This window comes from Shewanella sp. ALD9 (assembly GCF_002836315.1).
In the GTDB taxonomy this organism is placed as follows: Bacteria; Pseudomonadota; Gammaproteobacteria; order Enterobacterales; family Shewanellaceae; genus Shewanella.
On record NZ_PJCD01000003.1, the window covers coordinates 231250 to 245316 of the forward strand.

A 14067-nucleotide genomic window follows, 5' to 3' on the forward strand; every position below is an offset into this window, starting at 1 on the left:
TATTGCTGCTCCTCAGTTCAAATGGCTAATAATAATGAGCTAATCAGTTCAAAACCGCTGAGGAGCACTAATGTAATTAGTCTTAGAGAGATGGCGTTGAATCAATCGCTGGTATTGCATAAATTGCATCAATTAAACCGGTATGATGAATGTCATAATGTAGCGTTATTGCTATAATTTTAAGCAGTAATTATCTTGTTTGTAATGTGTTTAGTGGGTGTTTATCTATTGTACTAAATAATTTCTTATTACCTATATCCATTAAGTTGTTGATATTAAATGGCTTTGTTTTTGTTTTGTCAAATAAGACAGTTTTACTGCTGGTGTCACACAACTGTCATGTCAATGTCATAGACTTGTCATCAATGAGGTCGATACTGACTACGTTTTAAAAACTTAGTACGCTTAATTCTGGAGCATTAAAATGAAACTGAACAAACTTGTCGGCGCGATTACTCTTACAGCCGCTGGCGTATTCTCAGCAGCATCAATGGCTGCTATTGACCCTACTTTACCAATATACGAAAAAACAAGTGGTGTTTCTGGTAACTTGTCTTCTGTTGGTTCTGATACATTAGCAAATATGATGACGTTATGGGCTGAAGAGTTCAAACATATTTACCCTAACGTTAATATCCAAATTCAAGCGGCAGGTTCTTCTACTGCGCCACCAGCGTTAACTGAAGGAACTTCTCAGTTCGGCCCAATGAGCCGCAAGATGAAGCCTAATGAAGTTGAAGCGTTTGAAAAGCATTATGGCTACCAGCCAACGGCAGTTCGTGTTGCAATCGATGCGTTAGCTGTATTCGTACACAAAGATAACCCTATAACAGGCTTAAGCATTGAACAAATTGATGCGATTTTTTCTTCTACACATAAGTGTGGCGGTAAAGAAATTAACCGTTGGGGTGATGCCGGTTTAGATGGTAACTGGGCTGCAAAAGATGTTCAGCTTTACGGTCGTAACTCAGTGTCTGGTACATATGGTTACTTTAAAGAAAAAGCGTTATGTAAAGGCGATTTCCGTCCAAACGTAAATGAGCAACCAGGTTCTGCTTCAGTTGTTCAGTCTGTATCACAGTCATTGAATGCCATTGGTTATTCAGGTATTGGTTATAAAACTGCTGGTGTAAAAGCGGTCGCTATCTCTAAGAAGGGTGATAAGTTTATCGAAGCCACAGCTGCGAATGCTGCCGACGGTACTTACCCACTTTCACGTTACTTATATGTTTATGTGAACAAGCATCCTAACAAAGACCTAACGCCAATGGATCGTGAATTCTTACGCTTCGTATTGTCTAAGCAAGGTCAACAAATTGTTGAGAAAGATGGTTATGTTCCATTACCAACATCTGTAATTACTAAAGATTTAGAGAAAGTAGGTATCAAGCTTTAATTAGCGAACTTTCCGTAAACTTAAAAAGGCCTCTTTGAGGCCTTTTTTGTTTTTTTTCGTTGAAAAAAAGATAAAAAAAAGCAACCTAACTAAGAGGTTGCTGCTATTGCTAAGGGCAATACTGTCGATAGATTGTTACTACTATCAAATAGGAGAATGATGATGAACAAAAAAACGCTACTAGCTGTTAATAAAGTAATGCAAATTCGGTTCATATATTCAGACTAGTCATTTTTCAGTTAGTTCCCTTGAATGCAAAAAAAGTACTTATTTTTATTTAAAATAAATTTGAGTAGAAAATCCAGATATCAATGTAGCGGTAGACATTAAATGTGAAGGTATTACTCGATAGTCTCCATTAAGTTCAAAGCAGCATAAAACGAAAGTTGGAAGTGCAGAGCTAACTTTGCTGCTTAATAAATCTATATGCCTTGAATTGACAAGCGTGGTTACTCTGAGTGACTCGGTATTAATGCGGCTTTTTACAGCATATTTTTGGTGATGCTAATGCTATTATCTTTGCTAGATTTCATGTTTTATTGCCTTTGTAAGGATATTTTGTGACTGCAAAATGGAACGAACAACACGATTACCATTCAAGTGCCAATACTGATGCTTTATGCGTGCATCATCTTGAACTTAATATTGTGGTTAATTTTGACTTGCAGCAACTCAATGGCGTTGCCCGGTTGCAGTTTACCCGAAAAATGGCTGCACTTTCATTAGTGCTAGATTGCCGCGATTTGATCATAGAAGGTATCACCGACAGCGACGCTAATGTGTTGTCATATTATGTGAGTGATGTGAATGCCATATTAGGACAAAAACTGGTTATTGATGTGGGTGAACGATTAACTGAGGTGGTCATCCATTATCGTACATCAACAACTGCCCAGGGGCTTCAATGGCTTACTCCGGAACAAACCTTAGGCAAACAATTGCCTTACCTGTTCAGCCAATCGCAACCCATTAATGCTCGTAGCTGGATACCTTTACTTATTAGATAGTAAAATTAGAAGACTGTAGGTTTTTTTGTTTTTTTTCATTTAATTTTCAATAGTTTATTTTTTTTTGCTCTTTTTTTTATCTTGCTTTTTTATATCTTCTTTTTTTCTATTTATGACAAAGTTTTTGGACGGATTTTCTCATAAATTGAGAAGATTGTTCGGCTTGAGAAAAGTCTATTTTGCAATTCTTTATTGAGTTCAGACAGATACTACCATTTAATGTATTTCTAAGAAGCCTAATTCTCTTAATAATGGGATATCTTTAACGTCAAGATTATTATATTCTGGACGCCATATATCTAAATAAGTATATGTTGAATTCGGGACATTTCCAGCCCAAAGAATTTCTGTCCATTTCAAAAGTAAATCCGAAGCAAAATCAGGCATCTCTAAACTAGCGTAAGCTCTCAATTCATTGTTATAGTAACTGACTAAAACTACTTCATCAGATAAGTGGCAAAAAGAAACATACGGAGCTCCCTTTGTTGTTATTATTTGTACTAATTCTTTAAGGCTGATTTTTAATATTGCTAACTTCTCCATATTTATACTCATCCTGTTCTGGTCTAATTTAATCGACCTCTTATTAGAATTGTTAGATGCCTAAAATGTCTAAATTATATCTTAAAGTTTACACCTTACTGTAGATCAGTCAAAAATAACAACACTTACAAGCCAATCAGATAACTTGAAAGAATCTGAGATTTAAACGAAGATAATATCAACTCATCAACTCGGTTTTTGTTGTCAAGTTGATGATTGCTCGTATCCGAAGAATTAAAATCAAGCTCTGTGTTAGTGTTAGTATTTTTAGACGATGAAGGTTTTTTCTGAAAATCACTTTTGGTTGAATTATCGATACTATCAATTAAATGTGCTGACTTTTGATAGGTATACGTTCCAGGTACTGCTTCATCTAATCGCTTCGCATATTCAACCAATTTTGGCTCAGCTAGCATGAACATATAAGCAAAGTTACTTTGGTTTTGTGTTACACGAAGTATCCTCCCTAAAATCTGTCGAAAGTAGAGTTCGGTAGTGACATCAGTAAGATTGCAGCAAACTTGTAGTCTAGGTATATCGGTTCCTTCACTTATCATAGCGATGCTGATAATCCATTCGGATTGATTATTTTTAAAGTAATCAATCAATTCTGGAGAGTCATCGAACCTGCAAGACACTAGAGTTGATTCTTTGTTGAAATGGCCCGATAAAATCGATTGGATTTGAAAAGCATGTAGGTATGAAGAAGCTACAATCAAGCCTCCAGCATTAGGAGAACTGCCTCTAAGGTTATCTAGCTGCTCAATACTTTTAGACAATAAATGTTTAATTACCTCTGGATGTTTAATGATTGCTTGATAGCTAACACCTTCATCTTCTAGAAGGTGTTGTAAACTATTGTATGTGTAAATTTGATGATTCTTCTTCACTACAACATGTTCAAGGTCAATTGCTGTGATTTGCGGCATCCGACACACATTATCCTTAATCGCTTCTACAATATCATATGAAAAGTCACATAAAATATTACCTTCTGGGTCTGTATATTTTGCAAAAGGTATCGGAAGTGTATCAGTTCGCCAGGGGGTGCCTGTCAACGATAATGTATAAGTCGCTAAGTTTTGGATCGTTGCGAGTAATTGCATTCCCCACACATTTGAGGGGGAGTCACCATCTCCAGCACAATGATGTATCTCATCGAAAATTACCAATACTCTGCTATTACTTAAATCGCTAATTAATTCGGTTGTGTTGATTAAGGAGTGGTAAGTTTTTGACATTCCTAACGCACCTAAACGGCCATTAAATTTTCGATTCAATACATGTTCAAACGTTTGTTCAATGCTCTGACAAACGATACGAGATGGTGAGAAGCAGACAATGTAATCAATTTTATTATCGTCGATGAGTGATTTCGCAATATGCGCAGCAGCTATTGTCTTGCCTGAACCTGGACAAGCAAGCATAAGATACCCCGCCTGATGAGTATATGTTTCTGTCGCGTGTTTGATACAGCGATTTTGCCAATCTCTTAACATGTCATGTTGCCCTCAATTTCTGATACCTTGATGATTTTTTTGATAGCGTTCAGGCGGCCATAGAATTCAGAAGCACTGTCTCTGGTTTTATTAAGCAAAGACAATATGGCTCTATTATTTTGAGGGAACTTGACTAAATAATCTTGGTAAGCTTGAATTTCACTCAATACTAGCTTTAATTCTGCACTCGTTTTAATTTCTTCATTATGTAACTCATTCAGTTGTTTTTTTTCAAAAGAAGCTGAATCTATAACTTCCACATGATTGAAATTATGCAATATCGCCATCAAAGAGGCCGTTATGAGATAAGTTCTCGCTCTATGGTTTCCTGTTGCTTGGATTAAGTTTTCTTTTGTTAAGGTATGAATATTTCTCGCAACAAAGCGCTGTGCCTGAATGTTCGTGAACTCAAATTCATTTTTTGCCAATTCAATAAGTTGTTTACGACTAGTAGTATTCCCGTCAGTTTTTTGTAGTAACACTTTGAATTTCTGGTTCAGGTAAATGGTTTCTTTGGTCATGTTTCGGTCTCAAAATAAAAAACTTAGGATTGCTAAGTATACAGAAATAAGTAAAACTTAGACAATCTAAGCATGAGAGATTTTGATGATGAATATAAATTGCATAACAGTCCTATACCGGAGCGGCTTAAACTGGCCCGAAAGAAAGTGGGTATTTCGCAGAAAGAATTGGGTGTAAGAATTGGTATGGATGAAAGTTCAGCCAGTGGCAGAATGAACCACTATGAAAAGGGTCGGCATGTACCCGACATTCAAACGCTCAAAAAAATGGCTAATGAATTGAAAGTGCCATTAAACTACTTTTTCTGTGAGGATGACCAAAGCGCCGAATTGGCTGTACTTATTGCTTTATTAAGTGATGATGAGAAGAAATCGTTAATAGCATCGCTTAACAACACTTAATTATTCTAGAGTAAAATATGCAAAAAGATCTTGTTAGGTGTGAGCGCTATCCAGATAGAGCTTTTTTTTCATTCGTAAACCTATTTAATGGCATTCGAACCCCTGTCAATATGGTGTTTATGCCTGATGATACGGTTATCGTGGTAGTTGGAGGTGCTCAATATAGATGCAAATCAGATTTAGTTATAGTGCTAACTGATTTAACTTCTGTTGAGTGTAAAAAACTTGATGACTTAACATATTCAATCAAAGCAGATCAGTTAAGCTTCTATATTCCATACATTGTTTATACTCAACTCGTCTCATATTCCGAGTTTTGTCGACAAGAAGTAATCAGCCACACAGATTAAAGACTACACGTTATGCTTTTTTGTTTGCTCTAAACTTGCTTCTTCTTGGTTTACTGTTAAAATAACTGTATGTAAGTACAGTGGTTTTTTGTATGCGTGTAATACCTATACCTGCCCAAGCCGGAATTACAGGCTTTGAAAGTCCTGCTGCGGAATACTGTCAGCTCGCGATGAGCTTAGATGAATTATTAGTTGAACACCCAAGTTCAACTTTTCTCGGGATTGCCCAAGGAGAATCGATGCAAGATGTCGGTATTTTTGATGGCGATATGATAATAGTCGACCGTTTTGAAACTGCCCGACATGGCGATGTTATTGTTGCCAATTTTAATGGTGAGTTTGTCTGTTAAATTCGCAACGCACAAATACTAAGACGTTAGCCTTTAAGGGAATCTCGATGACTGAATCATGGCATGAAACTGAAACAGATTTAGACGCAGAGGAACATGCTTTAGATTTCTGGTCGCGCCATAGAGATGAGCTACAAACAGGTGAATTTTGGGCTGATCGTATAAAGAAACTGAGGGGCGAGCCTGAAAAACGTCTGGCACTAGCTATAGCAAACTTGCCATTGCCTGCATCCTTTAGAGAGGCCGCAATTGCCTCGAGAGCCCTGATTCGTGACAAGCGTAAACAAAAAATTAAATATGACGAAGAGTTAGCGCTTTTATATTGGCTGGCAGCAATCAATTCATTTTCAATACCCTATTCCGATGTATTGAAAGAGCCCGGTTACAATGTAGTTGAATCTGTCCCGGGGAAGAAATTGAAAGGACTTCCATTTTCATATCAATCCCTGGGTTATAAAAAATTGGAATTACTAAACAAGACTGATGTAAAGTGGCTTTCTGAGCTTTGGGGAGAGCCAGAAGAGCACATAACCCTACACGAAATGCATAATGATATTTGGCGCGAGTATGAAGGGAAACTTAAAGCTAAAAGAATGAATCGAGACCGAGAGTTCATGAAAAGTATCAATGAACTTGGATCTTCTCCAGCACAATTACCTAATCCTTTAAATGATTCAAAAGGCAGTAGTAAAGGTAAATGGCTTATTGCGGGAATAGTAATAGCCTTAATATTAGCGGCCGTATATGGAGGCTAGCAAGCGCATGCCCGAACTCCGTACATTTACTAATCACCCCACTTGCCTTTAGTTCCTTGGCTCCGACTCACTTCTGCCCAAAAGTGGGTGGGTTTGGGGCGGAACTCATTTCTGCCCCAAAACGAGTTTAAAATTGATATTCTTTCAGGTAAGACCTGTTGTCTTACCCCTCAAAAATGTAATATCACCTTTAATAGAATACCCTGACTCGCTATTCCACTACATGTACCTTAGCTGGTAAACCCTCAGTTTTCTAAAACATTGTGATGAAAAATTGATACTGAGAAAACTATTACCCTATATATATCAAGTATTTGTATAAGAGCATTGAGTTAAGTGGCATAATGTTTGTTTCTACGTTTGGGTTTTAAATTCCCGTTCGATAAATTGGAATTTTGTAATGCATATGTAGTCTTTTTTAGAACATAGGTTGTGCATCATGAAGCTATCAAAAATTAGCATCTCAAATTTCCAATGTTTTGGTCAAAGTCAGACAGATATTGACTTTGAAGAACAGCTAACAGCTCTTATTGGGCTAAATGGCAGTGGAAAAACATCAACGCTTCAAGCATTAAGTCGAATGTTTGGCGTAAGTGAAGCAGCTAGGAAAATAAAGGTTGATGACTTTCATAGTCCATCAGTTAGTGACCAGAGAGCGGATGAATTGTCTATAGAGGCATGGTTTACCTTTCCGGAAATAGAATCTGAAGGGGACATGATCGCTGTTGCAGGAACATTCAACCAGTTATGTTTTAAGTCTGCAGACAATAAAATGATGCTTAGGCTAAGACTTGAAGCAAAGCTAACGATTGATGATATATCTCCAGATGGTGTCGTCGATGAGACTGTCTACTATGTACTAAGTGACAGTGAAAATTATGATAGTGATAAGTGTCGAGAGCTACGTAGGTCGGATAGAAATAACATCCAAGTACATTACATCCCAGCAAGTAGAAACCCTTTTAGAGAAATCAGCTCATCTACTAAGATGTTACTGGGTAGACTGCTAAATGCAATTCTGTGGGATCAAAGTGTAGATGGTGAGCTTCGTAAGGCGTTAGATTTAACTGAAAAGGCAAGCGAAGAAATCTCCAAAAATAATGCGATAAAACTGATTGAGAAACAGCTACAAACTAGCTGGAAAGAAATGTACTCAGGTGATTATTTGAGTAAGGCCAAAATAAAGTTCTTGCCACTGCAAACGGATGAGTTATTAAAAACAATTACCCTTTCTTTCGAGTCAGAAACAAATAATAGAAAAGCTACGATGGATAGATTAAGTGATGGCCAACGTTCGCTATTACATATATCTATAATCCAAGCTGTTCATGAGCTAGAGTCAAAAATGCTTAGAGAGCAAAGTAATCGAGTACACTTTGATTCTAGAAAGCTAAAGAACCCAATTTTTACTTTACTAGCTTTAGAAGAGCCTGAAAATCATCTAGCTCCTCACTTCTTGGGACGAATAGTAAAATCTATGAGTACCTTGGCTAAGTCGACAAACGCGCAGGTTTTGGTCACAACACACTCGCCAAGTTTCGTAGGTAGAATCGAACCAACACAAATTCGCTACTTTAGATTGGATGGTACATCTAGAAACACGGTTGTCTCCAAAATATTGCTACCAGATAAGAAGGATGAACTGTACAAATTTGTGTCAGGTGCAGTTAAGGCTTACCCCGAAATTTACTTTGCTCGTTTGGTGATTTTAGGTGAAGGGGAGAGTGAGCAGATAGTCATACCTAAACTATTGTCTAAAGTTGGTATTGATATTGATGATAGTTTCGTTTCTGTAGCTCCATTAGGTGGGAGGCATGTGAACCATTTTTGGAAGCTTTTGGAAGGGTTAGGGATTCCCTACGTTACACTTTTAGACATGGATTATGGTCGAAATGGTGGCGGTTGGGGCCGTATAAAGTATGTAGCGGATCAGAAAAGTAAGTTAGGAAAAGGTGAGCTTATTTCGGATATTCCTAGTTGGGATGCTAGTAAGTTTAATCCGATGCTCGATAAGTTGGGCAATAATAGTGAACAAACTGCTGAAGATTTTTTAAATCAGAATGGTGTGTTTTTTTCTACACCGCTGGATTTAGATTACTCAATGCAGTTGTCTTATCCAGAGCATTATAATAAAAAGCTGACGGGTGAAAATGGTCCGCAAGACAAGGATTGGGAATCCTTAAAGTCTGCGGTGTTAAAACCTAAGTATTCTAAAGAAATTGCGGACTCTTATTATGATGAAATGCAAAATAAAAATGCTTTCTTATGGTACAGCTATAGGTTCCTTGGCAGCAAAGGTAAACCAGTTTCACATATAAATGCCCTTGAGCAAATTGATTTTGATTTACCTGACAGCATCGATAGAATTCCAGTTGGGATTAAGAGAATGATCGATCATATAGAAAAAGAAATTTCTAAGCTTGCGGAGTGATATTTCATGATTGATGCTTCGGTTTGGGAGCCAAAGGATGGCCTAGAGTTTGATAAAAAATCTCTAGGTATAATTAAGTGCGATGATAATATTTTAATTATGGCTGGGCCTGGAGCGGGAAAGACAGAAATTCTTGCCCAAAAAGCTTGCTTCATACTAGAAACAGAATTGTGCGCTTGGCCTTATAGTATTTTATCTATTTCAAGGAAGAGAGAGTCAGCTTCAAACATAAAAAACAGAGTGTCATTGCGATGCGGAGGTAATCCCCCCTAAAAATAGTAGATTTCAAAAGTAGAATTTTCTCGTAATATATACGCAGGGAGATTCTGCATGAAAACATCAAAATTTAGCGACAGCCAAATCCTAGCAATCCTTAAACAAGCCGAAGCTGGCACCCCAGTTCCGGGGCTTTGCCGTGAGCATGGCATGAGCTCTGCGACCTTCTACAAATGGCGCGCCAAATTCGGTGGCATGGACGCTTCTATGATGGCGCGATTGAAGGAGTTAGAGGCTGAGAATTCACGACTCAAAAAAATGTATGCCGAAGAGCGACTCAAAGCTGAAATACTCAAAGAGGCCATCGAAAAAAAGTGGTAAAGCCGTCGCGGCGGCGGGAGCTGGCGCAAAAGGCGGTGCAAGATAAAGCCATTTCGATCGCATTTGCGTGTGCCTTGTTTGGACTCAGTGAGAGCTGTTATCGCTATCAGGCAAAACTCAGTGATGAAAACGCTGCAATAGCCGACTGGTTACAGCAACTGACATCAACCCATCGGAGTTGGGGGTTTGGGCTATGTTATTACTTTTTACGTAACGTGAAACGCTACCGATGGAACCATAAGCGGGTGTATAGGATTTACCGAGAATTGGAGCTAAATCTACGAATTAAGCCGAGGAAACGCTTGAAGCGTGATAAACCGGACGCATTGGCGGTGCCAGAGGCAATCAATGAATGTTGGTCCATGGACTTTATGCACGACCAACTGGAAGATGGTCGCAGCATTAGGTTATTGAACGTGATTGATGATTACAACCGTGAAGGCTTGGCGATAGAGGTCGACTTCTCCTTACCTGCGGAGCGTGTGGTGAGAACATTGGATCAAATCATCGAATGGCGTGGAAAACCAAAACAAATACGCAGTGATAATGGTCCAGAGTATATAAGTGCGGTACTGGCTGCCTGGGCTGAAAAACACAATGTAGAACTGAAATTTATTCAGCCTGGCAACCCACAGCAGAATGCCTATGTAGAACGCTATAATCGGACTGTGCGATACGAATGGCTGAGCCAATATCTTTGGAATAGTATTGCCGAGGTACAGGAACATGCGACACAATGGCTATGGTTTTATAACAATGAAAGACCCAATACAGCAATTGGTGGTGTCCCACCAAAGCAAAAACTGGCACTAGTAGCCTAAGTCTCTACTTTTGATCTCAGCTAAAAATGGGGAGATTACCCGGAGATGTATTGTCAGAAAGGTTTCACTCTTTTACAATTGAAGCCTTTACCAAAAGCATCGTTGATAGGTTTATGTATACCTTACCTAAACACGAGCAACCAAATGATGATTACAAATTAGTTTTTAATCCTAGAGACAGTGATTCTCGTACAAGCCTTACTTTTGACCAACTTACTATAATGGCATTAAAAATAGTAAACTCTTCTCCTTATCTAATGTCATCTATAAGGGCTACGTACAAGTATGTATTTATAGACGAATTTCAAGACTTAAACGGCCATCAGTATGACTTTGTTAAGTCGATCTTTTGTAAATCTCAAAGTGTTGTCACTGTTGTAGGGGATACTAAACAGTCGATAATGAAGTTTGCAAACGCATTGCCTGATGGTTTTATTAAGTTTGAAGAGGACTTTCAAGCGGACATAAAAGTTATTTTTACCAACTTTAGAGCAGTTCCAGAGCTGAAAAAATTCATAGACTGTATAGGAAATGAATGGTGGCCTATTAATAGTGAAAATGTTGAGTCTGATATTGAATGTGTAGAACTAAACAAAAATAATTATTCTTTACTCTGCTTTGATGACGAAGAACATGAGGTTAAACAATTATCTCTAAAGATTAAACAGTGGATTGATGAGGATGAAATTAAACCTGAAGAAATCGCTGTGTTATTTAGAACAAATACAAATAATAACTATAGCAAAAACCTTAGCAAAGCATTATTAGATTTAGACATTTTGAGTGTAAATGAGAGTAATATTCAAGATCATTTGTCTGAACCTTTAGGGAAGGTAATTATATCACTCCTATGTTTACTTACCCGGGTACGAGATGTGGATGCTTGGGAAAGTCTCAGGCATTCATACATTTACTGCAGCTCGAGTAACTCGCTGCATAAGGATTTTGAGTTAAGCAGAATACTTGAACTAATTGGGAGTAATCAGTGTTACGGCGAAGGTGCTAATAAGTCATTCGATATTATATCCGATACTATCGCCGAAATTATGAATGAGTTTTTCTATGATAATCTAAAGAAAACATGGAGCCAATATAATCAAGGTACACTTATGGATGATACTTTTAATGGTGTACTAAAAGAGTTAAAAGAGGCGAGGAATATTAGTTCTTCTTGGGCTGATGCTGTTGACCTTATCTCAGGGGTTGGAGCTATCCGTATGATGACAATTCACAAAAGCAAGGGGTTAGAATTTGAAGCTGTAATCTTACTTGGACTGGAAGATTTTTCGTATTTTCGGTATGGGATGACCCAAAAGAAATTAGATGAGGAGCGTTCCACTGTTTTTGTCGCATTGTCCAGAGCAAAGTCAAAATTATTAGTATCTTGTGCTTTAGGTCGGGAACATACAGGGCAATCCAAGTTTTCACATGTTACTAGTATCATAAATGACTTAGCTAAGTTCGGTATGAATAAGTTAAGAGTAGAAAAATCAGACTATTTGAAGATATGAGCTACTGGTTGTACAAATTGTATATTGAGATAAAGGGGGTGGAGCGAATTAGGGTACTAAGATACTTTTTCTAATCAATGTCAGGTTAATTAGAGTAGTTGCACTAACACATTTCTGTCCAAAAATTAGTCAAATGTTGTAGAACACACCAAACTTTACAGAGAATTAAAATTCTTGAGAGTTCGAATTAACACTCTAAATACAGTAAATGGCCTATAACTAAGGGTTATTAATAATACTTTAGTATGTAATCGTGAGAGAGTAACGATATTTAATTAAATAACAATCTGTTAATGTTTGACAAGGTTACTTTCAATATACTAGTTTATGCTTTCAGTTGCTTATCAGGGAAGATAGTATGAGTGCTATTCAACAACCTATTACGACATATCCACAACCGACACGTCCAAATGAGCCTTCGGCACTTGAAATGGCAATTTATAACTTTGAGCTAAAAGCTAAAAAGTATTATGACGCCAAGCAAAAATCAAACAATTCAAAACAAGTACAGAGTCAACTAGATCAAGATTATAAACATCTACAAGAACAGAGGAAACGTATCGAGTCTGTTGCAATAGCTCAATCATATCTTCAGGATTATAGAGATGTTTCTAGTAAAGCCAGTCTCTCTGATTTGAAGAGTGAGGCTCACCATCCAACTAGAAAGTTAGCTAATTTTTTATTTGCAATTGGTGAACCCCAGCCTACTTCTAATCACGAAGCACATCATATAATTAGTGGAAAAGGACGTTTTCTTCAAGCTCAAATTATTGCAGCCCGATTAAATATGCATTTATGCGGAATAGGAATTAATGACCCAATAAATGGTACATGGTTAATTAATTTTCTAAGTAATAAACAGTTTGATTGGGCTACAAGTGAAGCTCCTCCTCACAGAAAGTTACATCGTCAAAATTATGAAAGATGGATCGGTACTACACTTGGCAAGAAAGGTTTATCAACCCAAGGTAAAGCGAAATTTTTTAATGAATTAAGAATTGTGAAAAATCACATTAGGACAGGAACCTTACCAGCCAACATTTTTGAAGCCGACGAACAAATATGGAAAGGATTATGAGTATATATCGTTTGAGTCATCCTGATAATATGATTGCAGCACTTGATCTAGACGTATTTGTTATCGCTAGTCAAATTGCAAAAGAATCTCAGTATACGATAGATGAGTTAATATTAAATTTGATGTCGAAACCATGCAAAGATAATAGTATTCGTAAATTTTTTAATGGGGAGTTGCAGTGTGATTTTCATTCAGAGTATACACTAGAACCTGACATTATTATGGTTGGAGATTATTTGGTAATGAGCTTGTCAGTTTATGAAAAACTCTATCCGATAATAGTTAATTATGGTGAGTTTATTCCCCTTAAAACTAACCGTGGGGATATGATGTTGTTTAATACTCTTGTCTATGGAAAAGAGGATTTGCAGTTAACAGAAGTTAAATATATTGATGGTTTTGAAAGTGGCTTATCATCATTGGTTTTCTTAGATGATGATGTGACAACAAAGAGCTTATATAGGTCAAACCTCGAAGGTGGCAATCTAATATATTGCAATGAAACATTCTATAAGGCTGTACATCTGAATAATTATACAGGGTTAACATTTTACAAAGACCTTATTAGTATTTTTCCAGAAGAGTAAATTAGAACGACTATTTTTTATATACATTTAGTAAATATTAAAGGACTGTATGGTATAGCGAACTGATACCATTAAGATTTTTTCAGTAAAAAGCTTTAGATCGTAAACAACTTATGCCCCAAAACGATTTAGTTTTCTCCAACTCTTAATTAGAACACCTTATATTTGACCTAATTTTCCTTATCCAACAAAATGTTTAGTAGCTGTCTATTTAGGGGC

The 14067-nt window shown here is 37.2% G+C and carries 14 protein-coding genes and 1 pseudogene; 12 read left to right on the plus strand and 3 right to left on the minus strand.

Annotated elements, in window-relative coordinates; genetic code table 11:
• The first annotated feature begins 424 nt into the window (after positions 1-424).
• The gene (locus CXF88_RS08640; protein WP_101086502.1) at positions 425-1396 is read left to right on the plus strand and encodes a phosphate ABC transporter substrate-binding protein PstS family protein; all 972 of its coding nucleotides are present in this window, start codon (positions 425-427) and stop codon (positions 1394-1396) included.
• Between the two features lie 560 nt (positions 1397-1956).
• Positions 1957-2403, plus strand: coding sequence for a hypothetical protein (locus CXF88_RS08645; protein ID WP_242445124.1), 447 nt, complete (start codon positions 1957-1959; stop codon positions 2401-2403).
• Between the two features lie 216 nt (positions 2404-2619).
• Here CXF88_RS08645 and CXF88_RS08650 read toward each other — a convergent pair whose 3' ends face one another.
• From CXF88_RS08650 to CXF88_RS08660, 3 genes are all read right to left on the minus strand, one after another.
• Positions 2620-2946: a hypothetical protein gene (locus CXF88_RS08650; RefSeq protein ID WP_101086503.1), complete on the minus strand. Its 327-nt coding sequence runs from the start codon at positions 2944-2946 to the stop codon at positions 2620-2622.
• Positions 2947-3071: 125 nt separating this feature from the next.
• Positions 3072-4445 (minus strand): DEAD/DEAH box helicase family protein, encoded by a 1374-nt coding sequence (locus tag CXF88_RS08655; RefSeq protein ID WP_101086504.1) that lies wholly within the window; start codon positions 4443-4445, stop codon positions 3072-3074.
• The gene (locus CXF88_RS08660; RefSeq protein WP_101086505.1) at positions 4439-4966 is read right to left on the minus strand and encodes a hypothetical protein; all 528 of its coding nucleotides are present in this window, start codon (positions 4964-4966) and stop codon (positions 4439-4441) included. Before CXF88_RS08660 ends, CXF88_RS08655 begins: the two co-directional genes overlap by 7 nt.
• A 99-nt stretch (positions 4967-5065) precedes the next feature.
• Between CXF88_RS08660 and CXF88_RS08665 the strand changes: the two genes are divergently transcribed.
• The 10 genes and pseudogenes from CXF88_RS08665 (at position 5066) to CXF88_RS08710 (ending at position 13848) form a co-directional block, all read left to right on the plus strand.
• Positions 5066-5368 carry a helix-turn-helix transcriptional regulator gene (locus CXF88_RS08665; RefSeq protein ID WP_242445148.1) on the plus strand — a complete coding sequence of 101 codons (303 nt, stop codon included), beginning with the start codon at positions 5066-5068 and terminating at the stop codon, positions 5366-5368.
• Positions 5369-5385: 17 nt separating this feature from the next.
• Positions 5386-5718 carry a hypothetical protein gene (locus CXF88_RS08670; RefSeq protein ID WP_101086507.1) on the plus strand — a complete coding sequence of 111 codons (333 nt, stop codon included), beginning with the start codon at positions 5386-5388 and terminating at the stop codon, positions 5716-5718.
• A gap of 92 nt (positions 5719-5810) precedes the next feature.
• Positions 5811-6065 (plus strand): annotated as a pseudogene (locus tag CXF88_RS08675) (S24 family peptidase); the annotation flags it as partial.
• 50 nt (positions 6066-6115) lie between these two features.
• Positions 6116-6823, plus strand: coding sequence for a hypothetical protein (locus tag CXF88_RS08680; RefSeq protein WP_101086509.1), 708 nt, complete (start codon positions 6116-6118; stop codon positions 6821-6823).
• 439 nt (positions 6824-7262) lie between these two features.
• Entirely contained in the window at positions 7263-9254 is a 1992-nt protein-coding gene (locus CXF88_RS08685; RefSeq protein WP_197708424.1) for an AAA family ATPase, read from the plus strand.
• Between the two features lie 6 nt (positions 9255-9260).
• Entirely contained in the window at positions 9261-9527 is a 267-nt protein-coding gene (locus CXF88_RS22055; protein WP_277949085.1) for a UvrD-helicase domain-containing protein, read from the plus strand.
• A 57-nt stretch (positions 9528-9584) separates the two neighbouring features.
• A protein-coding gene (locus CXF88_RS08695) for an IS3-like element ISShfr8 family transposase (protein ID WP_101086511.1) occupies positions 9585-10672 on the plus strand; the annotation gives its coding sequence in 2 pieces (ribosomal slippage) (positions 9585-9846 and positions 9846-10672; 1089 coding nt in all).
• A gap of 50 nt (positions 10673-10722) precedes the next feature.
• Complete coding sequence (locus CXF88_RS08700) at positions 10723-12183, plus strand: ATP-dependent helicase (RefSeq protein WP_242445125.1); 1461 nt, start codon at positions 10723-10725, stop codon at positions 12181-12183.
• A gap of 358 nt (positions 12184-12541) precedes the next feature.
• Positions 12542-13261, plus strand: a complete 720-nt coding sequence (locus CXF88_RS08705; protein ID WP_101086512.1) for an AHH domain-containing protein — start codon at positions 12542-12544, stop codon at positions 13259-13261.
• Positions 13258-13848 carry a hypothetical protein gene (locus CXF88_RS08710; RefSeq protein ID WP_101086513.1) on the plus strand — a complete coding sequence of 197 codons (591 nt, stop codon included), beginning with the start codon at positions 13258-13260 and terminating at the stop codon, positions 13846-13848. The genes CXF88_RS08705 and CXF88_RS08710 overlap by 4 nt, the downstream gene beginning before the upstream one ends.
• The last annotated feature ends 219 nt before the right edge of the window (positions 13849-14067 follow it).

Bases quoted from the DNA above. Each gene is read 5' to 3' on its own strand.
- CXF88_RS08670 (WP_101086507.1), top strand. From the start codon at position 5,386: ATGCAAAAAGATCTTGTTAGGTGTGAGCGCTATCCAGATAGAGCTTTT.
- CXF88_RS08705 (WP_101086512.1), top strand. From the start codon at position 12,542: ATGAGTGCTATTCAACAACCTATTACGACATATCCACAACCGACACGT.
- CXF88_RS08640 (WP_101086502.1), top strand. From the start codon at position 425: ATGAAACTGAACAAACTTGTCGGCGCGATTACTCTTACAGCCGCTGGC.
- CXF88_RS22055 (WP_277949085.1), top strand. From the start codon at position 9,261: ATGATTGATGCTTCGGTTTGGGAGCCAAAGGATGGCCTAGAGTTTGAT.
- CXF88_RS08650 (WP_101086503.1), bottom strand. From the start codon at position 2,946: ATGGAGAAGTTAGCAATATTAAAAATCAGCCTTAAAGAATTAGTACAA.
- CXF88_RS08685 (WP_197708424.1), top strand. From the start codon at position 7,263: ATGAAGCTATCAAAAATTAGCATCTCAAATTTCCAATGTTTTGGTCAA.
- CXF88_RS08660 (WP_101086505.1), bottom strand. From the start codon at position 4,966: ATGACCAAAGAAACCATTTACCTGAACCAGAAATTCAAAGTGTTACTA.
- CXF88_RS08680 (WP_101086509.1), top strand. From the start codon at position 6,116: ATGACTGAATCATGGCATGAAACTGAAACAGATTTAGACGCAGAGGAA.
- CXF88_RS08655 (WP_101086504.1), bottom strand. From the start codon at position 4,445: ATGTTAAGAGATTGGCAAAATCGCTGTATCAAACACGCGACAGAAACA.
- CXF88_RS08710 (WP_101086513.1), top strand. From the start codon at position 13,258: ATGAGTATATATCGTTTGAGTCATCCTGATAATATGATTGCAGCACTT.